21 protein-coding genes are annotated in these 20,631 nt (G+C 59.6%); 8 read left to right on the plus strand and 13 right to left on the minus strand.

The features are described 5' to 3' along the window. Positions 1–24 precede the first annotated feature (24 nt). The 7 genes from IB265_RS24390 to IB265_RS37610 form a co-directional block, all read right to left on the minus strand. Positions 25–360: a hypothetical protein gene (locus IB265_RS24390; protein ID WP_192495218.1), complete on the minus strand. Its 336-nt coding sequence runs from the start codon at positions 358–360 to the stop codon at positions 25–27. Beyond that, complete coding sequence (locus tag IB265_RS24395) at positions 341–733, minus strand: hypothetical protein (RefSeq protein ID WP_192495219.1); 393 nt, start codon at positions 731–733, stop codon at positions 341–343. The genes IB265_RS24390 and IB265_RS24395 overlap by 20 nt, the downstream gene beginning before the upstream one ends. Continuing rightward, a complete protein-coding gene (locus tag IB265_RS24400) occupies positions 720–1,433 on the minus strand; it encodes an HNH endonuclease (protein WP_192495220.1) in 714 nt (237 codons plus the stop codon). Before IB265_RS24400 ends, IB265_RS24395 begins: the two co-directional genes overlap by 14 nt. A 467-nt stretch (positions 1,434–1,900) precedes the next feature. Continuing rightward, positions 1,901–2,278 carry a hypothetical protein gene (locus IB265_RS24405; RefSeq protein WP_192495221.1) on the minus strand — a complete coding sequence of 126 codons (378 nt, stop codon included), beginning with the start codon at positions 2,276–2,278 and terminating at the stop codon, positions 1,901–1,903. 2 nt (positions 2,279–2,280) lie between these two features. Beyond that, positions 2,281–4,209, minus strand: coding sequence for an AAA family ATPase (locus tag IB265_RS24410; protein ID WP_246806028.1), 1,929 nt, complete (start codon positions 4,207–4,209; stop codon positions 2,281–2,283). Continuing rightward, positions 4,202–4,990, minus strand: coding sequence for a metallophosphoesterase (locus IB265_RS24415; RefSeq protein WP_192495222.1), 789 nt, complete (start codon positions 4,988–4,990; stop codon positions 4,202–4,204). The genes IB265_RS24410 and IB265_RS24415 overlap by 8 nt, the downstream gene beginning before the upstream one ends. After that, positions 4,987–5,325 carry a DUF6634 family protein gene (locus tag IB265_RS37610; RefSeq protein WP_309140453.1) on the minus strand — a complete coding sequence of 113 codons (339 nt, stop codon included), beginning with the start codon at positions 5,323–5,325 and terminating at the stop codon, positions 4,987–4,989. Before IB265_RS37610 ends, IB265_RS24415 begins: the two co-directional genes overlap by 4 nt. Before the next feature lie 194 nt (positions 5,326–5,519). Here IB265_RS37610 and IB265_RS24420 point away from each other — a divergent pair, with 194 nt between their 5' ends. Further along, the gene (locus IB265_RS24420; protein WP_080790238.1) at positions 5,520–5,804 is read left to right on the plus strand and encodes a helix-turn-helix domain-containing protein; all 285 of its coding nucleotides are present in this window, start codon (positions 5,520–5,522) and stop codon (positions 5,802–5,804) included. Positions 5,805–6,122: 318 nt separating this feature from the next. On the opposite strand, the gene IB265_RS24425 is transcribed toward IB265_RS24420, so the two are convergent. The 3 genes from IB265_RS24425 to wrbA all read right to left on the minus strand — a co-directional run bounded on the left by IB265_RS24425 (position 6,123) and on the right by wrbA (position 7,493). Further along, complete coding sequence (locus IB265_RS24425; RefSeq protein ID WP_057255959.1) at positions 6,123–6,341, minus strand: hypothetical protein; 219 nt, start codon at positions 6,339–6,341, stop codon at positions 6,123–6,125. 81 nt (positions 6,342–6,422) lie between these two features. Then, a complete protein-coding gene (locus IB265_RS24430) occupies positions 6,423–6,665 on the minus strand; it encodes a DUF2188 domain-containing protein (RefSeq protein WP_057255956.1) in 243 nt (80 codons plus the stop codon). 228 nt (positions 6,666–6,893) lie between these two features. Continuing rightward, the gene (wrbA, locus tag IB265_RS24435) at positions 6,894–7,493 is read right to left on the minus strand and encodes an NAD(P)H:quinone oxidoreductase (protein WP_057255954.1); all 600 of its coding nucleotides are present in this window, start codon (positions 7,491–7,493) and stop codon (positions 6,894–6,896) included. A 166-nt stretch (positions 7,494–7,659) separates the two neighbouring features. Here wrbA and IB265_RS24440 point away from each other — a divergent pair, with 166 nt between their 5' ends. Then, a complete protein-coding gene (locus IB265_RS24440) occupies positions 7,660–8,412 on the plus strand; it encodes a competence/damage-inducible protein A (RefSeq protein WP_057255952.1) in 753 nt (250 codons plus the stop codon). Positions 8,413–8,586: 174 nt separating this feature from the next. After that, a complete protein-coding gene (gene gpt / locus IB265_RS24445; protein WP_057255950.1) occupies positions 8,587–9,084 on the plus strand; it encodes a xanthine phosphoribosyltransferase in 498 nt (165 codons plus the stop codon). A gap of 182 nt (positions 9,085–9,266) precedes the next feature. Here the strand turns inward: gpt and IB265_RS24450 are convergent, their stop codons facing one another. Continuing rightward, positions 9,267–10,742 (minus strand): bifunctional ADP-dependent NAD(P)H-hydrate dehydratase/NAD(P)H-hydrate epimerase, encoded by a 1,476-nt coding sequence (locus IB265_RS24450; protein ID WP_057255948.1) that lies wholly within the window; start codon positions 10,740–10,742, stop codon positions 9,267–9,269. Between the two features lie 343 nt (positions 10,743–11,085). Between IB265_RS24450 and IB265_RS24455 the strand changes: the two genes are divergently transcribed. The 3 genes from IB265_RS24455 to hspQ all read left to right on the plus strand — a co-directional run bounded on the left by IB265_RS24455 (position 11,086) and on the right by hspQ (position 13,522). Continuing rightward, entirely contained in the window at positions 11,086–11,424 is a 339-nt protein-coding gene (locus tag IB265_RS24455) for a P-II family nitrogen regulator (RefSeq protein WP_003528058.1), read from the plus strand. Between the two features lie 64 nt (positions 11,425–11,488). Beyond that, on the plus strand, positions 11,489–12,898 hold the full coding sequence (gene glnA / locus IB265_RS24460) for a type I glutamate--ammonia ligase (protein WP_057255946.1): 1,410 nt from the start codon (positions 11,489–11,491) through the stop codon (positions 12,896–12,898). 294 nt (positions 12,899–13,192) lie between these two features. Beyond that, positions 13,193–13,522, plus strand: a complete 330-nt coding sequence (gene hspQ / locus IB265_RS24465) for a heat shock protein HspQ (RefSeq protein WP_057255944.1) — start codon at positions 13,193–13,195, stop codon at positions 13,520–13,522. Positions 13,523–13,599: 77 nt separating this feature from the next. Here hspQ and IB265_RS24470 read toward each other — a convergent pair whose 3' ends face one another. Beyond that, complete coding sequence (locus IB265_RS24470) at positions 13,600–14,229, minus strand: invasion associated locus B family protein (RefSeq protein ID WP_057255942.1); 630 nt, start codon at positions 14,227–14,229, stop codon at positions 13,600–13,602. A 307-nt stretch (positions 14,230–14,536) separates the two neighbouring features. Between IB265_RS24470 and IB265_RS24475 the strand changes: the two genes are divergently transcribed. Further along, positions 14,537–16,318, plus strand: a complete 1,782-nt coding sequence (locus IB265_RS24475; protein ID WP_057256086.1) for an extracellular solute-binding protein — start codon at positions 14,537–14,539, stop codon at positions 16,316–16,318. Positions 16,319–16,408: 90 nt separating this feature from the next. Next, positions 16,409–17,071 carry a DsbA family oxidoreductase gene (locus IB265_RS24480; protein ID WP_057255939.1) on the plus strand — a complete coding sequence of 221 codons (663 nt, stop codon included), beginning with the start codon at positions 16,409–16,411 and terminating at the stop codon, positions 17,069–17,071. A gap of 55 nt (positions 17,072–17,126) precedes the next feature. Here the strand turns inward: IB265_RS24480 and mfd are convergent, their stop codons facing one another. Next, a complete protein-coding gene (gene mfd / locus IB265_RS24485; protein WP_057256084.1) occupies positions 17,127–20,630 on the minus strand; it encodes a transcription-repair coupling factor in 3,504 nt (1,167 codons plus the stop codon). Position 20,631: the final 1 nt, after the last annotated feature.

The following is a 20,631-nucleotide window of genomic DNA, read 5'->3' on the forward strand; positions in this document are numbered from 1 at the left end:
AAGCGTTTGTGCCGGTAACGTCTACTACCATCGCGGCGCTATATCGCTGAGAAGCTGATCCAAGTCCCCATCCATTGTATTCATGTTGATATCGCCAAGCAGGCGTGCCCGCGCCTTGTCGATAAACGCCAATTGCACTTCTTCAGCAGCAGATAGCATCGTTATATCCGCTCGAGGAATTGCGAACCTTAGACGTTGCTTACAAGCAATCGCGAAGTGGCTCGAGGCGAGCCCTACATTACTATGAAGAATTAACAAGTCGATGTCGCCCGCAGACCCTGGATTGGTGAAATACGATCCGAAACCATAGATTTTTACGCTCTGCGACAACTCCTCTAGTTCAAAGCCTCTTTTTTTCATCAGGAACCACGTAATTCCAAAAATCTTCGCGGTTTAGTGCTCCCATGAACTCGCCTATAGTGAAGACTCCAATTTGAATGTCTTTGCAATGATCTTTCACCTCGTCCGTATAGCCACACCAATTTGAGCTGATAACAATTGCGTTCAAATCGCCGCAATGCTCTCGAGTTTCAATGAACTCGGCGACCCCAAACGTGTAGCATTCGCACACAAAAACACGCAGTTGCTCTCCAGAAATCCTTTTAAGTTCAAAGAGGCCGTCGCCCAATTCAACGAGATCGCCTACATTTTCATGTAAGCTCATCCTGTCTTCGAAGAATTTGAAGCGCCCGTTGTAGCTCGACCAAGGGAACTCGTCTTTAAACGCCGCCATGTGCAATCTTCCTAATAGTATCGGCGAACTCTTGGGGAAACCTTCGAACCGCCGCGTAACTGATCTCGTCGTTCACCCAACGCTCATAGCTCCGAGCGTGGAGCAAAAAAGCCGAAATAGCAGCTTGTTCTTCTGATTCGAACACCTTTCGGTGTTTTAGAAGCATCGCAGAGATTGTTCGGTTGTTAGGCACGATGGTCGACAGTCTTTCTGAAGTCCATATTGCGTGCACAGCTTCGTTGTGGGGCTCTTTTCGGGCGGCATCTGACATTGGGCCATATGTAAGCCATACCTGATAGTTTTCCTCTATCAGGGTCAATATTTGCTTCGACAATGTTACGCGATCGGGTTCCGTGTCGGCCGCCATTCTGGCTATCACCTTAGCTTCATGGGCCTGCTTCATCGTCAAAAGAATATCGACCGTGTACACTCCTTCGTTCTGTTCTTTATCTATCAGTGTGTGGTGGGTTGGACAAAGCAAGATAAGATTTGCATAATCGTCACGTTCGGCCTGCGTCTGAGAAGAATCGTGTCGATTTGCGCCCGGTTTATCACCGCGAATATGCGCCATCTCACCTAAGGTATACGGCGCAGCACCTTGAGCTTCTGGGTGACAAAGGCGTTCATGGCAACCTTCAAAAGAACAATGTCCAGCCGCACCAGACCAAAGCAATTTGATGGATTTTGGCGTTATCGTCATTGGTAGGAAATGTCTCGCCCCTCAAGCAAATCATATTCACACGTCCCACATTCTTCGACACCGAATCGGGATCAAAAGACAGCTTAGCAGGTTGAGCGCTCTTGTCAGTTGTCTTCCCCCAATACTTCTACCGCTGGCGAGCAAATGGCGCACGACAAATCGTTTTTGGGAAGCATCGACCGTCGTCGCCTTGCCGGCTAAGCTTGGGAGGCTCGTACCTTACTCACGATCCTGACGAGCTTGTCTGACGACACCTCTTCCATGAACCCGATTCCTTCGAAACGTGATTAGGTCCGCCAAAATGCCCCTCAGCGGCGATTTCTGCCGAGGCCATTTCGAAGTCAACGCGGACCTTTGCTGAGGACTTTTCTATGCGAAGTTTCGCCGACCAAGCAAAGAGCAGCGGAGTATAACGTTTTCCTGTTTCGCCACCGATCGTGGCCATGCGATCATACCGCTCATACAGATCAGTCCCGGAGCTTCCACCGCCGTAACGCCGCGTCGATCTCTTTCTCGATCGCGTCCTTGTCCGCACCCGACAAGGCATGCTCGACCGCTTTGCGAACCCACGACGGATCGTGGGTGTCGTAACCTAAGGGGTCGTCCGCAAGCAGTGCGGGGCTGTCTTTCGCGGTCGACGGTTCCGACTTGGTTTTTGAGGCAGTCTTTGCCCGCTCGCCTTGCGAACGGCACTTGGCCACCAAAATGCGCCTTCCCAGAGGACGAAACCCGACCTCATCGAGACCAGAGCCAAAAGAACGATCTTCGGTGTGTTGCTCCGCTGCCGGCTTCAACCTGATCGACCGCGAGCGGCGCATATTCCGCGATTTGCGTTTCCGTGGCATGTCTATGTACCCATGCTGCGGGGAAGCTTCGCAAGGCTGACCGTCGGCCGACGGTGTCTTTGGATGATCTCCCGGACCTCGTCGCCAGACAGCGATTTCGCTTCGATCAATCGTCCGGCGATCTCATCCAATGCGGCACGTCGACTCCTGACAATCTCCTTTGCCCGCTCGAACTCGCTAGAGATGATGTCGTGCACTCTCCTTCGCAATTCGGGATCGCTGGCACGAAGGGCATCGAGGCGGCTCGCGGCGTTATCAGCCACCACCAGCGTGTGCCCCATGCCGAGACCGGCCTCCAACAGTGTCGCGACTCTGGTCACGGTATTCAGGTCGGCAGTATGGGAACCCGCCGCGCCGTCGAAGAACGCATCGAACACCACCGTTTCGGCAGCGATGCCTCCCAAGCTCACGGCGATATCGTCAAGGTAGGCGGCCCTGGTCCTGCGCATATGCCGCGGCATCGCGTAGACCGCCCCTCCGACCTGATTGCCGTTCCCAGGGATGGCGTAGCTGGCGATTTTAACGCTCACCAGTTCTCCGAACCCGAGCTCGACGGCGACAAGGGCGTGTCCGGCCTCGTGGACCGCGACGGAGCGAAGGTAGTCGGTCGGAAGCTCGGGTGCGGTCGGCAATTCTGCAACAATGTGCGAACCGGCGAGGTCTTCCCTTCGTCGTCGCGCCGATCGCTTTGCAAACCGCACGAGTTGCCCGATGTCGGCTCCGGAATAACCTTCGGTCGCGAGGGTAAACTGCTCGGCCTGGTTCGGATCGAGGTCAATCCCGCTGTGATGCTTCAGAATTGAACGCCTGGCATTTTCGTCAGGCAGCGTCACTTCGAAATGCTGACCGAGCCGGCCTGGTCGGCGGATTGCCGGGTCGAGCTGTTCCGGGTTGTTGCATGCCGAGACGACGATCACCCCTTTGCGTCGATTGAAACCATCCAGCAATTCAAGGAAGCCGGCGATTAGGGAGCGCATGTAGCCGCGGTTGCGGTCAGTCGCGCTTCGGTCTCCGAACGTGTCGACCTCGTCTACGAATAGGATCGATGGAGCCTTGGCTTTCGCTTCGTCAAACGATGCGCGCATTGCCTTCAAGTGCTCGTCCAAGGCCCCCGCTGTCTGCCACGCGGAAACAGAGCCGTAGACTAAAGGAACGCCGCAGGTCTTCGCCAGCGCGCCGGCAAACATCGTTTTGCCCGATCCAGGCGGCCCGTAAATCAAGACTCCGGAGTCGACATCCTCCCACTGGATGCGCCCCGCCTTGTACTCTGCCAAGTCGATCGCGAGGTCGTGCCCCCATTCGAGAAGCGATCCGAACCCGTGCATTTCGGCAAGCATTGGGCCCTCGGAGTCCTTGTTTGCAACTGGCGAAACATGGGGATACTGGCGTAGCCGCTCCATCGCGGAAGCTGGCTGACGGCGGGTTTGGAAGGCCTGATGTAGCCGAGACCATGTCTCCGACAACAGGATTTCGACGTCTCTCTCGGACACGGGAATGCCGTAACGTCGCAGCGCCGCCTCTGCCTGCCTTCTGGTCGGTGGCGCTACGCTCACCACGACATCCGCGAGAAGCCACGCTTCGGTGTCCAACTCTCGGTCGGGCCCTGCGAAGAAAATCGCCTGGTCCTTGTTTAGGGCCACGACTTGGTCCCTGTGGCGTTTTTCGTCCCAAGCGCTGATACACGGATTGTAGTCCCGCTCCTCCCAGAGGCCCATAAGAAAAACCTCGGCAGCCTGGGAGTAAATCGGCAAGTAGCAGTCGTGTTGGATTTGCAAAATCGCAATGAACTTCGAGTTCTTCCGATTCCTGGAACGAAGCGCCGCCGCGATCGAACAGTAGGCCAGGAAAACCGGCAGGGTGACATAAGGATCGTCGTTCGGTTTCGACAGCTTCCAGGGGCAGCGAAACCGCTTGTCAGAACGTCTAGCCAACTGTGTGATCTCCGAGGTTGATTACAAGACCCGGGTCGAAATCGGGCACCGGTTCATCGGGATAACCACGCGGATTGCAGACTACTCGGGTGTCGATGATGGAGTAGTCGCTTCGATTGTGCAGGTGGCCGTGAATCCAGGCGACGGGTTGGTATTTGGCGATGTCCAGCTCGAGATTTGAGACGAAGCTTGGGGTCAACGGTGCGCCGACGAATTCCGGAGCGAGCGAAAGAACACTGGGCGCGTGATGCGTGACGACGACCGTCGTACCATCATATGGCTCGTCAAGGGTGGTCCGGATAAAGTGCTTGTCCATGTTATTGAAGCCGCTCGCATGGCCCGACGTGAACCGCTGATACGGTTGCTTCGAAACCTTGATTTTGCGAAAGTCGTTCAATTCATTCTGCGCAGTACGAAGCGCCCAATACATGTTGCCGTAAAGGTTGAAGTCGCCCCACAGCGTCGCGCCGACGAACCGATAGCCGGCAACGGTGACCGCACGGCGGCTCAACACGTGAACATTGGGGTAGCGCTTGGCCGCGATGTCCAGCGCCTCTTTCAAGCCTTCCGCGATCGAAGACCTGTAGTACTCGTGATTGCCGGGGACCAGAATTACTGGCATCGACTGCGCGACGTGTTCACCTAGATAGCGGACGGTCTTTGCGGGACCTCCATCGCAAATGTCGCCTGCACAAATGCAGACGTCAGCCTCGGGAACTGTCAGGGGAACGACCTTTTCGTCGAACTCGGTGTGAAGGTCTGAAAAAATCCAAGCCTTCATGACCAGCCCCCGTCGCGTTTATCGAAGTGCGCAAGATCAACTGGCTTCCCCAGCCTATACCAGCGAGAGAACGTCCTCGCGAGGCCTGCTTGCGGGTCGAGGTAGTAGAGCTCACTGGAAAAGCATGGCCTCCCATCGTCAATCCTCGGGTGTCCAGTCGGTGTACCAATTAAGCAGGGGACCGCCCGCTTTGCCAACGCCCATCGATCAAGCCGAACTGTCGGAAGGGGTACTACCGTCGCGTCGCCAATAACTTCCAAATCGTCGGCCAGGGACCTCAAACGGAGGACAAGGTCGGTTCGGCTGAAGTCGAAACAGTTATTGAAGTCTTGCATCTAACACCTCGCTTGAAGCCTTCGCCGGGCACCGCAACCCGGGCGGCGGGAAGCCGCAGTAATCATATCGGCCGGCCCCGTGATTCGTTTAGATCGTGCACATTCCATAGGTGGTTTATAACGTAATTTGGAGTCTTTTTTTCGTACAGTACGTATTTATTGACACGGATGCCGGATGCCGGTCTTTCAACGCCATGGCGACGTTGTTGACGGCTGATCTAATACGTGCGGCTCGAGCCCTGCTCGGGTGGAGCCAACTCGAGCTTGCGCACAGGTCAGGAGTGACGCAAAAAGCGCTCAGCGACTTCGAGCTTGAAAAGAAGCCGCTGACCGCCAAAGCCAGCGAGAAACTGCGAACAGCACTCGAGGCCCACAAGGTCCAATTTATCGCCGTGAACTCCGAAACGAGTGGCGAGATTGTGGGAGGGGGCGTCCGTTGGCGTCCGGACCCTCCCCGAATGGATATCAAAATCCTCTGACCTAGTGGATTACGATGTCAGTCCGGAAGCCTCTGATGGGAGCAGTTCGCTGGGCGTGGATCAAAACTGCGCCATGGACAACAACGTGCTTCAGCACTATCGGCGAGGCCGTGGCCATTGCGGGAGCCGCGAATGATCCTAGCGTAGGCTCGTGTTTTTTAGGACGTCCGCCCACCTCAACATTTCAACGATCGCCAACCATGATTGGTTCGTACTTTCTCCCGTTGGGTGCACCAGACATCCGGCTTTCAATGATTATTCCGCGCACGTGTAGCCGCTCGCTGAGAAGCGAGAGGTTGCTTCAGAGAGCGCGACCGCTCAGCTGTTGTAGTAGTAGCAATCGCATTCGGCCCGGTAAGCATCGTCGTGCCATACCCGGACGGCGAGCTTCGTTGCGCATCCCTGGTTTTCCAGCCTCAGGCCGAGAAGGGAGACCGCTGCCGCCTTCGAATTGGGGGCGTCCACCTCGATTGCCGATCCGACCTGGTGGACTCCCTGCCGCGGGGTCCAGGTGAAGATCTGAACGTTATAGTGCATCGAATATCCTCCGTGGGAGAGATGGTGTGCACGCAATACTCACGCTTGTGTTCGGATTGAGCCGGCCTGCCTTGAAGCGTACTAGCCGTCTTCTACGGTCGCTTCCGGCCGATCGCCGCCGTCTGTGTGCTCGAAGTGCCAGTGGCCTTCGTCATCCTGGAAACTGATATCTTCGTCGTCGCCGCCGACCTGTTGTTCGGCGGCGGCAGCCTTGGCGGCGGCTAGCGCCATTTCGCGGCTGGGAAAGGGCTCCGAATATGCTTCGGCGGCCTTATAGGCCCATCCTCCGTCATGAGGAACGATGGTGTAAGTGATCCGCGCCATACTTCCCTCCCAATCGTCCGAAAACGCTTCGGTCTTCGGCGGGCCGTTGCCGCACGGCCGTTCTTTCCTCCTCGTCAAAGGCATGTTCATGCCGAACGCCGCGGATATTACCACAGGTGCGGTGCGAATTGCCACCTTCGCGAATCACTCCGAAACGGCGTGTCGCGAATCAAAAGAGCGGCCCCTTTCGGAGCCGCCCTTGATCAAGAAATCCAATATCTTGAGCGATCAATCGGCGAGCTTCGCGGCGATCTTGGCGACATGTGCGCCCTGGAAACGAGCGGCTTCGAGTTCAACCTCGGAGGGCTGGCGCGAACCGTCGCCGCCGGTGATCGTCGAGGCGCCGTAGGGCGAGCCGCCCTTGATCTCGTCGAGGCCCATCTGGCCCTGGAAGGCATAGGGAAGACCGACGACGACCATGCCGTGGTGCATCAGGGTCGGGATGAAGCCGAGGATCGTCGACTCCTGGCCACCATGCTGCGTCGCAGAGGATGTGAAGACCGAGCCGACCTTGCCGACCAGCTTGCCCTTGGCCCACAGGCTGCCCGTCTGGTCGATGAAGTTGCGCATCTGCGAGGCAACGGTGCCGTAGCGCGTGCCTGCGCCGAAGATGATTGCGTCATATTGCGCAAGTTCTTCGACGGTGGCGATTGGCGCTGCCTGGTCCAGCTTGTAGTACGAAGCCTTGGCGACTTCTTCCGACACAAGTTCGGGCACGCGCTTCACGTCCACTTCGGCGCCGGCCGATTTCGCGCCTTCGGCCACCGCATAGGCCATCGTTTCGACGTGTCCGTATGCCGAATAATAGAGAACAAGAACCTTGGCCATAAAATGCTCCTTTGGATTCAAGCGATCCCACTTGATCACCGCTGCCGGGAAGATTTATCAAAATGCGGCCGCTTGCCAGAAGCTGTCCGAGAAACAGACTGTTCTCGCCCGTCGAACAATAAACAATCACTGTTAAATGATTGGCTTATATAAGTAGGAATTACCGATGAGCACAAAAATCGTCACTGCCGCGATGGTCGCCATCGGCGATGAACTTCTGTCGGGTCGCACCAAGGACAAGAACATCGGCCATCTCGCCGACATGATGACCATGGTGGGCATTGATCTGCGCGAAGTGCGGATCGTCGCCGATGACGAAGCCGCCATCGTCGAAGCGATCAACGCCGTACGCAGCCGCTACGATTACGTCTTCACCTCGGGCGGCATCGGCCCCACCCATGACGACATCACCGCCGACGCGATATCACGCGCCTTCGGCGTCGAGTGCGTCTACGAGCCCGAGGCGATGGCCCTGCTCGGCGCGATGTACGAGCGCCGCGGCATGGAGTTCACCGACGCCCGCAAGCGCATGGCGCGCATGCCGCTTGGCGCACGCCACATCCCGAATCCCGTCTCCACCGCGCCGGGCTTCGCGATCGGCAATGTGCATGTCATGGCCGGTGTGCCGCAGGTGTTTCAGGCCATGCTCGACGCCTTGCTGCCCGGCCTTCAGGTCGGTTCGCCCCTCCTCTCGCGCACCGTTCGCTCGCCATTCGGCGAAGGCGATATCGGCAGTCCGCTGACGGAGGTGCAGAAAAACCATCCGGAGACCAGCATCGGCTCCTACCCCAAGTTCGACGGCAAGAACTTCTCGACCGATATTGTCGTGCGTGCCCGCGATCCGCAGGCGCTGGCTGCGGCCGAAGCCGATGTGCAGGCGATGATCCAGGCAATCACCGAAGCACGCGCAAAAGCGTGACTTCCCTGTATAGCGCCCTTAGCGCGTCTTAAAGGACGCGCGGCGCTGTAGAGCCTTGCACTTTGACCGCTATTGCCGTTATTGCATGTCGGCAAATCAGGATGACGCGTTCCCGCCTGCCCGATCTGCCGGACGCTTCGTCTTTACCAAGTACAGACAAGCCGGAGCCCACTGATGTCGCTGCCCGATAAAGCCTTTCCCGTCTCCTGGGACCAGTTCCACCGTGACGCGCGCGCGCTTGCGTGGCGCCTCGCCGACAACGGCCAGGAATGGCGCGCCATGGTCTGCATCACACGCGGCGGCCTGGTTCCTGCGGCGATCATCTGCCGCGAGCTCAATATCCGCATGATCGAGACCGTCTGCATCGCGTCCTACCACGACTATGACACGCAGGGTCAGATGAAGGTGCTGAAGGGCATCGCACCCGAAATCGCCGAGAACGGCGGCGAAGGCGTGCTGATCGTCGACGACCTGACCGACACCGGCAAGACCGCCGCGGAAGTGCGCGCCATGCTGCCGAAGGCGCATTTCGCCGCCGTCTACGCCAAGCCGAAGGGCCGGCCGATGGTCGATACCTTCGTTACCGAAGTGAGCCAGGACACCTGGATCTACTTCCCCTGGGACATGGGCTTCACCTATCAGGAGCCGATCGCCAAGGGCACCCGCGGCTAAGAGCAATTCCAGGAAAAGTGTGAAACGGTTTTCCGTCCGGAATTGCGTAATTTCAAAGACTTAGATCATATCAGTGTTTCGATGAAACAATGAAATGATCTAAGAGCCGGGCAAACAGACAAAAGCGCCTCGAGCGGTCCCTCCCATGAAGTCCGGCTGCTCGAGGCGTTGCATTTCCAGCCTCACGCCAATGGCGGTATGACGCCAATCAATGTCTCGGCGGTGAGCCCCCGCCCGGCCTGGCTGCCGGCCGCGCCATGTCGCCACACGGCGGCCGCCGCTGCCTCGAAGGCCGGCATCCCTTGAGCAAGATGTGCGCCGATGATGCCGGCGAGAACGTCGCCCGAACCGGCCGTTGCCAGCCATGCTGGCGCATTGTTATTGACCACGGCCCGACCGTCCGGTGCTGCGATCACCGTGTCTGCTCCCTTGTAGACGATGACCGCATGGCTCTCGCGAGCCGCCTTCTGCGCCCTTTCGATCTTGGAGAGTGCGCCGTCGCCGGCAATTTGGGGAAAGAGGCGCGCGAATTCGCCCTCGTGCGGCGTCATGACCATCTGCCCTCCGCCCCTCGCAAGCGCGGCGAAGAGTTCCTCGCGGTTCGCCTGAAACGACGTGATCCCGTCTGCGTCGAGCACCAGCGACCGATCGCACAAAGCAAGCGCAAAGTCCCTCGCCTTCTTGCCGACACCGAAGCCGGGCCCGAGGACGAAGCTGCCCAAGCGACGATCCTGCAGCCATTTCGTCAGGTCTCGCTTACCTTCCACTTCGTTGACCATCACAGCGGTCAATTGCGACGCATTGATGCCGAGCGCAGCCTTTCCCGTTGCCACCGTGACCAGTCCGGCGCCGGCCGCGAGCCCTGCCGTGGCCGCCAGGCGCGCGGCCCCCGTTGCTTGCCGGTCGCCTGAAAAGACGACGAGGTGACCACGCCTGAACTTGTGCGTTGACGGCGCGAGATCTCCACGCCAGCCGGACCAGACCGTCGGCGAATTCAGACGCAGCGGGCCGGCCTCGGCCAGCACGATGCGCGGCGGGATTCCGATATCGAAGACGTCGAGCTTTCCGCACAGGGATCGACCGGGCAAAAGCCAGTGGCCCGGCTTCGGCGCCATGAAGGTTACCGTGTGGCGGGCTGCGAAGGCGGCGCCACGGACTTCACCGGTCCGCCCATCGATGCCGCTCGGCAGATCGACCGCGATGACCGGGAGCCCGCTCGCGTTGATCCGTTCAATGAGCTGAACGACGTCCCCCGAGAGACCGCGCGAGAGCCCGGCCCCGAACAGCGCATCGATGACGACATCGCCGGCCCGAAGTTCGATTGCGTCAAGCGACGCCGCCGGTCCCTTCCATTCCGACCGTGCGCGTGCGGCGTCGCCTTGAAGTGCCGCGGGATTGCCGAGTGTAAAAACCGCGACATCCGCCCCACTTTCCGCAAGACCGCATGCCGCGACATAACCATCGCCGCCATTGTTGCCCGGCCCGCAGAGCACGAGGAAACGGAGGGCATCCGGGAAGTGTCGCAAGGCCGCCGCGGTCACGGCCAGGCCGGCGTTGCGCATCAGTGTGAAGCTTTCGATGCCGGATTGGGCGGCCGCCTGATCGATTGCCGTCATTTCCGAGGGCGTGATCAACAAGTGCTGAAGTTCGGAGCGCATGTCGTAGACTTATCCATGCCCGACGGCGTGACGCAAGGCCTCACACCCAGCACGGATTTGCCCCAAAATTATGCATTTGCACATATTTGTTGCTCAAATAACGTGCTTCACCCTGTTGATGACTGAAAGCATCGACCGATGCCGGGCAACTTTCGATCGAAAATCATAAAAATTAGGCAGATCCCAGCCAGGAAATGGCATGGAAACCCCGCAATCCACGTCGTGGCAGTAGATTTTTTGTCGTTCTGACAGATTTTCGCAGAAAAACTGGCATGCAACGTGCATATTCAGGGCGAGCGGGCATGATCCTGCTTTAAAGGGAGAAGCGGAGAGACATTTTCTCATGAAAAAGATCGAAGCGATCATTAAGCCCTTCAAGCTCGACGAAGTGAAGGAAGCCCTTCAGGAAGTCGGCCTGCAGGGCATCACCGTCACGGAAGCCAAGGGCTTCGGGCGGCAGAAGGGTCACACGGAGCTGTATCGCGGCGCCGAATACGTGGTGGACTTCCTGCCGAAGGTTAAGGTCGAGGTCGTGCTGGCGGACGAAAACGCGGAGGCCGTCATCGAGGCAATCCGCAATGCCGCGCAAACCGGCCGCATTGGTGACGGAAAGATTTTCGTTTCCAATGTGGAAGAAGTCATCCGAATTCGCACGGGCGAAACCGGCCTCGACGCCATCTGATATCACGGGCCGTCCGGCCCGGTTCTTTTCAAACCTCGTCATCTCACACAGGGAATAACGGCAAATGACGACTGCAAGCGATATTCTGAAGCAAATCAAGGACAACGACGTCAAGTTCGTCGACCTGCGCTTTACCGATCCCAAGGGCAAGCTGCAGCACGTAACGATGGATGTGGTCTGCGTCGACGAAGACATGTTCGCCGATGGCGTCATGTTCGACGGCTCCTCGATTGGCGGCTGGAAGGCCATCAACGAGTCCGACATGGTGCTGATGCCCGATCCGGAAACAGCGCATATGGACCCGTTCTTCGCGCAGTCGACGATGGTCATCATCTGCGACATTCTCGATCCGGTTTCGGGCGAATCCTATAACCGCGACCCGCGCGGCACGGCCAAGAAGGCGGAAGCCTACCTCAAGGCATCGGGTATCGGCGACACCGTCTTCGTCGGCCCGGAAGCCGAATTCTTCGTCTTCGACGACGTCAAGTACAAGGCCGATCCGTACAACACCGGCTTCAAGCTCGACTCCTCGGAACTGCCGTCGAACGACGACACCGACTATGAGACCGGCAACCTCGGCCACCGCCCGCGCGTCAAGGGCGGCTATTTCCCGGTTCCGCCGATCGACAGCTGCCAGGACATGCGCTCGGAAATGCTGACGGTTCTGTCCGAAATGGGCGTAACGGTCGAAAAGCATCACCACGAAGTGGCCGCCGCCCAGCACGAGCTCGGCGTCAAGTTCGACGCGCTGGTGCGCAACGCCGACAAGATGCAGATCTACAAGTACGTCGTGCACCAGGTCGCCAACGCCTACGGCAAGACGGCAACCTTCATGCCGAAGCCGATCTTCGGCGACAACGGTTCGGGCATGCACGTGCATCTGTCGATCTGGAAGGACGGCAAGCCGACCTTCGCAGGCGACGAATATGCCGGCCTGTCGGAAACCTGCCTCTACTTCATCGGCGGCATCATCAAGCACGCCAAGTCGCTGAATGCCTTCACCAACCCGTCGACGAACTCCTACAAGCGTCTCGTCCCGGGCTACGAAGCACCGGTTCTGCTCGCCTATTCGGCACGCAACCGCTCGGCTTCCTGCCGCATTCCGTTCGGCACGAACCCGAAGGCCAAGCGCGTTGAAGTCCGCTTCCCGGACCCGACCGCGAACCCCTACCTCGCCTTCGCAGCCATGCTGATGGCCGGCCTCGACGGCATCAAGAACAAGCTGCATCCGGGCAAGGCCATGGACAAGGACCTCTACGACCTGCCGCCGAAGGAGCTGAAGAAGATCCCGACGGTTTGCGGCTCGCTGCGCGAAGCGCTCGAAAGCCTCGACAAGGACCGCAAGTACCTGACGGCCGGCGGCGTGTTCGACGACGACCAGATCGACTCCTTCATCGAACTGAAGATGCAGGAAGTGATGCGCTTCGAAATGACGCCGCATCCGGTCGAGTACGACATGTACTACTCGGTCTAAGACCATGCAGGCCGGCAGCAACACCGCTTCCAGCTAAGCACCCCATGCAGAAGGCCGGCGCCTCGATCGAGGTCGCCGGCCTTTCTTTTTCGGCTGATGCTCGCGCTCTTGGAAACGCCGCACCTTGTGGTGGGCGGCACGCTTTGCCGAATTGTGTGATATTATGTTGACGGCAACTTGTGCGCGTCTATCCGGACAGCTAGCGCAATTGCCCAACGCGGGGCGGAAGGGAGATCCCTATTGATGTTTTGGGTTCGCCAACCCAGATAATCTCCTGAAAGGATGTGTTGCGTCATGAAACAAAGAAACGCCAAATTCGAGATCGGACAGGTGGTTCGCCATCGGATTTTCCCGTTCCGAGGCGTCATTTTCGACGTCGATCCGGAATACGCCAACACCGAGGAATGGTGGAACGCCATTCCGCAGGAGATCCGCCCGAGCAAGGATCAACCCTTCTACCATCTGTTCGCCGAAAACGACGACAGCGAGTATGTCGCCTACGTTTCCGAGCAGAACCTGGAGTTCGACGACAGCGACCGGCCGATGCGCCACGCCCAAGTCGATGCCCTGTTCGACAAGGACGGCGTCGGCCACTACAGGCCCAAGGCGGCTTTCCGTCACTAGGGCTTTTCGCCCCGGACAAATAAAAACGCCCGGACGCTAAGTCCGGGCGTTTCTTTTTGGGAATAGCGAGAGATCGCTTAGTTCTTCTTGGCAGCCTTCTGGGCTTCTTCGAGCTTCTTGCGGGCGTCTTCCGCCTTCTTCTGCATTTCTTCCTGCAGAAGGCGCTGACGCTCTTCGAGCTGCGACTGCTCGATCGGCTCGCCGTCGAAAATACCGGTGAAGCCCGTGAGGGCCATCTTGATCGGGTTCGGAGCGCGCTGGAAGTTGACCGAGGTGAAGACCACCTCGTTGCCCTTCTTCAGGCTGGCGATCAGCTGGTCGGACAGCGGCGCTTCGGCGACGCACTTGTCCGGCATGCAGATTGCGTAGTCGAGCTTCACCGGCTTGCCGCCGTCGATCTGCATCTGGACCCCCGTCGGGATGAGGCGTGCGGACGGTACGGAAACCTGCAGGACCTTACGGTTGACCTTGCCGCTTACGGTGATGAGGCCGACGGCGGTCACGAGCTGGCCGTTGTTGGCGGTCAGGAGGTTCTGAACGATGCAGACGTCATTGTCTTCCTGCTTGGTGCAGATCTTGAACCAGCCCTGCGGCGGCTTGCCACCCGCCTGCTGGGCGGATGCAACACTCGGTACGCCCGCAGCAGCTACAGAGAGCGCCAGCGCTGCCATAGCCGAGCGTTTGGTAAAATTCGACTTGAAGATCATTGTGATTCCGTCTCCTGAAATCCGGTAACGGAACAGTTCGTTCCGCAGGTGAGTATCGTCAGCCGCCGTTGTCCTGTTGGCCAAATAAGGCAAATGCATGACCCCGTTTCCGGAAACACCTGTTACATTGGCTCGCTTCGATTATCCAGTGTTTCCTGTCATTTTTTGACTTGCTACTGGGCGGAATTTGGGCGGCTGATCGGTTGGCTTCATCGGTCTCCATTGGTAACGTTCAGGGAATCGGCCTGTTGATACCCCTTCACGGGAGGTGACTTTGCGTGCATTTCTTTCCGGTCTGGCCCTGCTCATGACCGTCACTTCGTTCGGCAATGGTGCGGTAGCCGCGCCCGTGCATGCCATTGCCATGCACGGCGAGCCGGCGCTGCCAGCCGATTTCAAGAACTTCCCCTACGTCAATCCGAACGTGAAAAAGGGCGGGAAGATCGCCTACGGCGTCGTCGGCAGCTTCGACAGCCTCAATCCCTTCATTCTGAAAAGCATGCGCACGACAGCGCGCGGCATGTGGGATCCGGAATACGGCAACCTCGTCTACGAATCGCTGATGCAGCGCTCGCGCGACGAAGCCTTCACCATGTACGGCCTGCTCGCCGAATCGGTTGAATGGGATGACGACCGGACCTTCATCCAGTTCAACCTCAACCCCAATGCCCGCTGGGCCGATGGGCAGCCGGTCACCGCTGAAGACGTGATCTTCAGCTTCGAACTGATGCGCGACAAGGGACGTGTCCCCTTCAGCAACCGCCTGACCAAGGTGGCGAAGATGGAGAAGGTCGGTGACCGCAGCGTACGCTTCACCTTCACCGAAGAAGCCGACCGCGAGCTTCCGCTGCTGCTCGGCCTCTCGCCGGTCCTGCCGAAACACGCCATCGACGTTGCAAGCTTCGACCAGACGAGCTTGAAACCGCCGCTCGGCTCCGGCCCCTATCGTGTCACTGAAGTGAAGCCCGGCGAACGCATCGTCTACAAGAGAAACCCGGACTACTGGGCGAAGGACCTGCCGTCGAAGGTCGGCCAGGATAATTACGACGAAATCTCGGTCGAATACTTCCTCCAGGAAAATTCGCTGTTCGAGGCGTTCAAGAAGGGCGAGATCGACATCTATCCGGAAGGCAGCGCCACCAAGTGGGCACGCGGCTACGATTTCCCGGCGGTCCGCTCCGGCGACGTCGTCAAAGAGACCTTCAAGCCGAAAACGCCCTCGGGCATGCTCGGCATCGTGTTCAATACCCGCAAGCCGATGTTCGACAATCTCAAGCTCCGCCAGGGTCTGGCGCTGGTGTTCGACTTCGAGTGGGTCAACAAGAACCTCTTCGATGGTGCCTACACGCGCACCCAGAGCTATTGGCAGAACTCGACGCTGAGTTTCCTCGGCGCACCGGCAGACGACCGCGAACTCGGCCTCATCGGCGATGCGCGCGATCGCATCAATCCGGCAATCCTCGATGGCACCTACCGGCTGCCGGTGACCGACGCCTCCGGGCGCGATCGCAACGTGCTGCGCGTCGCCGTCTCGCTGATGCGAGAGGCGGGCTTCCAGATCAAGGACGGCAAGATGGTGGACGCCAAGGGCGCGCCGCTCGCCTTCGAGATCATGAGCCAGAACGCGGGCCAGGAAAAGATCGCCCTCGCCTACCAGCGCTTCCTCGCGCCGCTGGGCATCCAGGTGTCGGTGCGCACCGTCGACGATTCGCAATACCAGCAGCGCAGTCAGTCCTTCGACTATGACGTGATCATCAAGTCCTTCCCGTCGACGTTGTCACCCGGCATCGAACAGGCCGGGCGCTGGTCCTCCCAGGCCAGGGATCGGCAGGGCAGCGACAACTTTGCCGGCGTTGCCGACAAGGATGTCGACCGCATGATCAACAACATTCTCCAGGCCCGCACGACCGAGGATTTCACGGCTGCCGTGCGCGCCCACGACCGGCTGCTGATCAACAATTCCTACCTGGTTCCGCTCTATCATCTGGACGCACAGTGGGTGGCCCGACGCAAGCACATCGGCCGCCCCGATGTGTTGCCGCTTTATGGCTATCAGCTTCCGGCCTGGTGGGATCAAAACGCCCAATAGAGGGTTGGTTCCCTTTTGGTAACGCATTGAAAGCCGGATAAAACCGGCTTATCTCGCCGACATACCAAAACAAGGAAAGGCACCCGCACCATGCAAACCGTCAGCATCGATATCGTCTCGGACGTCGTCTGCCCCTGGTGCTATCTGGGCAAGGCAAGGCTGGATCAGGCGATCACCAACGTCCCCGACGTGCTCGTCACCGTCAACTGGCGTCCCTATCAGCTCAATCCCGACCTGCCGCCGGAAGGCGTCGACCACAAGCAGCACCTGGCGGCAAAGCTCGGTGGCCAGGCGGCGGTCGATCGCGCCCATGATATGCTGCGCGAACTCGGAAACGCCGAGGGCATCGCCTTCGACTTTGACGCCGTGAAGATCAGCCCGAACACGCTCGACGCGCATCGGCTCGTCCGCTGGGCTGCAACCAGCGGCGAGGCAGCGCAGACGGCCGTCGTCGGCATGCTGTTCAAGGCGAATTTCGAGGAAGGCCGCAATGTCGGCGATCACGCCGTGCTTCTGGATATCGCCGAGAAGGCCGGTCTCGACCGTCCCGTCATCGCGGCGTTGCTGACCTCCGACGCCGATAAGGACGCGGTCAAGGAAGAGGTCGGTTTGGCCCGCGAGATGGGCGTGACCGGTGTCCCCTGCTTCATCCTCGAAGGGCAATATGCCGTGATGGGAGCGCAATCCGTCGACGTGTTGACGAATGCGCTGCGCGAAATCGCCGAGATGAAGGCAAGCGGCAAGCCGAACTGAGCCGCCGCGAACGCTGACGCTGCCGCATCACGCGGCAGCGCGATGCCTGCATAGGCTATTTCGCCAACCCTGCGAGCTGCGTCATCACCATCGCAGCGCCCGAAAGACGCTTCTCCGGCGTTGCCAGTTCCCTTTGGAAGAAGATGCTGTGGTCCGGCCGGATCTTCACAAGCGTACCCTGCTTGGCGATGTAACCGACGAGCGCGGCCGGGTTCGGGAATTCCTTGTTGCGGAACTGCACCACGACACCCTTCGGCCCGGCATCGAGCTTCTCGACATTCGCCGTACGGCACAGCGACTTGATGTAGACGATCTTCAAGAGGTGCTGGACCTCGATCGGCAACGGGCCGAAGCGGTCGATCATTTCGGCGCCGAAGCCGTCGATCTCCTTGAGATCCGTCAGTTCCCCGAGGCGGCGATAGAGACCGAGCCTCAGATGCAGATCCGGCACGTAGTGTTCGGGGATCATGACCGGGGTTCCGACCGAGATCTGCGGCGACCAACCGGTATCGTGGATTTCTTCTTCACCCTTGAGCTCGGCGACCGCCTCTTCCAGCATCTGCTGGTAAAGCTCGAAGCCGACCTCCTTGATATGGCCCGACTGTTCCTCGCCGAGCAGGTTGCCGGCGCCGCGAATATCGAGGTCGTGGCTCGCCAGCTGGAAGCCGGCACCGAGCGTGTCGAGCGACTGCAGCACCTTCAGCCGTCGTTCGGCAGGTCCCGTCAGCGTCTTGTTTACCGGAAGCGTGAAAAGCGCGAAGGCACGCACCTTCGAGCGGCCGACACGACCGCGCAGCTGGTAGAGCTGCGCAAGTCCGAACATGTCGGCGCGGTGCACGATCAGCGTATTGGCCGTCGGCACGTCGAGACCGGATTCGACGATCGTCGTCGAAAGCAGCACATCGTAACGCCCATCGTAGAAGGCGTTCATGATGTCTTCGAGCTCGGTTGCCGGCATCTGGCCGTGAGCAACCGCTACCTTCAATTCCGGAACGTCCGATTTCAGGAAGTCGTGGATCTCCGAGAGGTCACTCAGGCGCGGGCAGACATAGAAGCTCTGGCCGCCGCGATAATGCTCGCGCATCAGCGTTTCGCGAATCACCAGCGCGTCGAAGGGTGAGATGAAGGTGCGCACCGCCATGCGGTCGACCGGCGGCGTGGTGATCAGCGACAATTCGCGAACGCCGGTCAGCGCCAGCTGAAGCGTGCGCGGGATCGGCGTTGCCGAAAGCGTCAGCACGTGGACATCCGACTTCAGCTCCTTCAGCCGCTCCTTGTGCTTGACGCCAAAGTGCTGCTCTTCGTCGATGATCAGAAGGCCGAGATTGGCGAAATTGACCGACGTGCCAAGCAGCGCGTGGGTGCCGACGACGACGTCGGTCTTTCCGTCCGCCACCTCCTTCTTGGTCAACGCCAATTCCTTCGATCCAACGAGGCGGGATGCCTGCTGGATGCGGATCGGCAGACCGCGGAAACGCTCGGAGAAGGTCTTGAAATGCTGGCGCGCCAGCAGCGTCGTCGGCACGACGACGGCGACCTGTACGCCGTTCATGGCCGCGATGAAGGCGGCACGCAGTGCAACTTCCGTCTTGCCGAAGCCGACGTCGCCGCAGACGAGGCGGTCCATCGGGCGGCCGCTGCCGAGATCGTCGCGCACGGCCTCGATCGAGTTCAGCTGGTCCTCGGTCTCATCATAGGGGAAGCGCGCGGCGAATTCGTCATAGACGCCATCCTGCGCTGCAAGAACCGGTGCCCGACGCGTGTGGCGTTCGGCGGCGATACGGATGAGACCGCCTGCCATGTCCAGCAGGCGCTTCTTGAGCTTGGCCTTGCGTGCCTGCCAGGCGACGCCACCAAGCTTGTCGAGGATCGCATCGGTCCCTTCTGCTCCATAGCGCGACAGAAGCTCGATGTTTTCGACCGGCAGGAACAGCTTGGCATTGTCGGCATAGACGAGCTCGAGGCAATCATGCGGTGCGCCGACGGCTTCGATGGTGCGCAAGCCGACAAACCGGCCAATGCCGTGTTCGGCATGCACGACGTAGCTGCCCTCGTCGAGGCCCGCGACTTCGGCGATGAAGTCGGCCCCGCGCTTGCGGCGCCTCGAACGGCGTACCATGCGGTCGCCCAGGATATCCTGTTCGCCGATGATCACGAGATCGCCGGTCTCGAAGCCGGCCTCGATGCTGAGGACGGTCGATCCCGCCTCGCCCGGCTTCAGGCTCTTGACCTCGGCCAGCGCCTTGATCGGCTTGATGTTGCCGAGTCCGTGCTCGGCAAGCACCTGCAACAGGCGGTCCAGCGATCCCTCGCTCCAGCCCGAAATGACCACCTTGGCGCCCTTCGAGCGCCGCTCGGCGATGTACTTGACCGCCTGGTCGAAGACGTTGACGCGCTCGCTATCGGTCTCGCCCTCGCCGGCCGACTTGGCCCAGCGCATGCCCTGGCGCGCGTCGACCGATATCACCTGCCGGGCTTCGCCTTCATGCTCGTTGAAAGGCGACAGACGAATAGCGTCGCGCGAGGTCAGTGCAGCATTGAAGCCCTGCGAATTCAGATAGAGCAGTTCCGGCGGAACCGGCTTATAGGGCGTGCCCTGGGTCGTCTGCGATTTGCCGGGAGAGGCCGATGCCAGACGGGCATCGTAATAGTCGAGAATGAGCTTCGAGCGTTCGGCCGCAGCTTCACGCGCCAGATGATCGGTGACGATGCGGAAACCATGGAGATAGTCGAAGACCGTCTCCAGCCCGTCATAAAAGAGCGGCAGCCAGTGCTCCATGCCGGCATAACGCCGCCCTTCGGATACGGCCTGGTAGAGCGCATCGTCGCGGGTGGTCGCGCCGAAAAGCGACAGATACTGCTTGCGGAAATGGCTGATCGTCTCCGGCGTCAGCGACACCTCGCTCATCGGGTTGAGATCGAGAGAGCGGACCTGGCCGGTCGTGCGCTGGCTTGCGGGATCGAAGGAGCGGATGGTCTCCAACGTATCGCCGAAGAAGTCGAGGCGCAAAGGTTCGCCGCTGCCGGGCACGAAGACATCGAGGATGCCGCCGCGCACGGCATATTCGCCAACCTCACGCACCGTCGCGACGCGCTCGAAACCATTGCGCTCGAGCCGCATCGCGATGTCATCCATGCGCACCTGGTTGCCCGGGCGGGCCGAAAACGCCAGACTCTCGATCACATTCTGCGGCGAGATCTTCTGCAGGGCAGCGTTGATCGTCACCAGCACGATCGCTGCATGCGGTTTCTTCTTGTGCGCGATGAGCGCACTGAGCGCCGCGAGACGCCGCGCTGACGTGTCGGCGCTTGGCGACACGCGGTCATAGGGAAGGCAGTCCCAGCCCGGCAGCGTCAATACCGGGATATCGGGTGCCACGAAGCCGAGAACCTGCTCAAGATCCGCGATCCGTTGACCATCCGAGAGAATATAGGCGACCGGCTGGCCCGCCCGCGCGAGCTCGGCGAGAACCAGTGCCTCGGCGCCTGATGGAACCGGGCCGATCGTGATCTCTCGTTGTGCTTCGACAATCTTCTTCGGATCAAGGCCAACCAGCATC

It is taken from the genome of Ensifer sp. ENS10 (assembly GCF_014852025.1).
Lineage (GTDB): Bacteria > Pseudomonadota > Alphaproteobacteria > Rhizobiales > Rhizobiaceae > Ensifer.

Coding starts and splice junctions, on each gene's coding strand:
- IB265_RS24390 (WP_192495218.1), bottom strand. CDS start 360: ATGAAAAAAAGAGGCTTTGAACTAGAGGAGTTGTCGCAGAGCGTAAAA.
- IB265_RS24395 (WP_192495219.1), bottom strand. CDS start 733: ATGGCGGCGTTTAAAGACGAGTTCCCTTGGTCGAGCTACAACGGGCGC.
- IB265_RS24400 (WP_192495220.1), bottom strand. CDS start 1,433: ATGACGATAACGCCAAAATCCATCAAATTGCTTTGGTCTGGTGCGGCT.
- IB265_RS24405 (WP_192495221.1), bottom strand. CDS start 2,278: ATGCCACGGAAACGCAAATCGCGGAATATGCGCCGCTCGCGGTCGATC.
- IB265_RS24415 (WP_192495222.1), bottom strand. CDS start 4,990: ATGAAGGCTTGGATTTTTTCAGACCTTCACACCGAGTTCGACGAAAAG.
- IB265_RS37610 (WP_309140453.1), bottom strand. CDS start 5,325: ATGCAAGACTTCAATAACTGTTTCGACTTCAGCCGAACCGACCTTGTC.
- IB265_RS24420 (WP_080790238.1), top strand. CDS start 5,520: ATGGCGACGTTGTTGACGGCTGATCTAATACGTGCGGCTCGAGCCCTG.
- IB265_RS24425 (WP_057255959.1), bottom strand. CDS start 6,341: ATGCACTATAACGTTCAGATCTTCACCTGGACCCCGCGGCAGGGAGTC.
- IB265_RS24430 (WP_057255956.1), bottom strand. CDS start 6,665: ATGGCGCGGATCACTTACACCATCGTTCCTCATGACGGAGGATGGGCC.
- wrbA (WP_057255954.1), bottom strand. CDS start 7,493: ATGGCCAAGGTTCTTGTTCTCTATTATTCGGCATACGGACACGTCGAA.
- IB265_RS24440 (WP_057255952.1), top strand. CDS start 7,660: ATGAGCACAAAAATCGTCACTGCCGCGATGGTCGCCATCGGCGATGAA.
- gpt (WP_057255950.1), top strand. CDS start 8,587: ATGTCGCTGCCCGATAAAGCCTTTCCCGTCTCCTGGGACCAGTTCCAC.
- IB265_RS24450 (WP_057255948.1), bottom strand. CDS start 10,742: ATGCGCTCCGAACTTCAGCACTTGTTGATCACGCCCTCGGAAATGACG.
- IB265_RS24455 (WP_003528058.1), top strand. CDS start 11,086: ATGAAAAAGATCGAAGCGATCATTAAGCCCTTCAAGCTCGACGAAGTG.
- glnA (WP_057255946.1), top strand. CDS start 11,489: ATGACGACTGCAAGCGATATTCTGAAGCAAATCAAGGACAACGACGTC.
- hspQ (WP_057255944.1), top strand. CDS start 13,193: ATGAAACAAAGAAACGCCAAATTCGAGATCGGACAGGTGGTTCGCCAT.
- IB265_RS24470 (WP_057255942.1), bottom strand. CDS start 14,229: ATGATCTTCAAGTCGAATTTTACCAAACGCTCGGCTATGGCAGCGCTG.
- IB265_RS24475 (WP_057256086.1), top strand. CDS start 14,537: ATGACCGTCACTTCGTTCGGCAATGGTGCGGTAGCCGCGCCCGTGCAT.
- IB265_RS24480 (WP_057255939.1), top strand. CDS start 16,409: ATGCAAACCGTCAGCATCGATATCGTCTCGGACGTCGTCTGCCCCTGG.
- mfd (WP_057256084.1), bottom strand. CDS start 20,630: ATGCTGGTTGGCCTTGATCCGAAGAAGATTGTCGAAGCACAACGAGAG.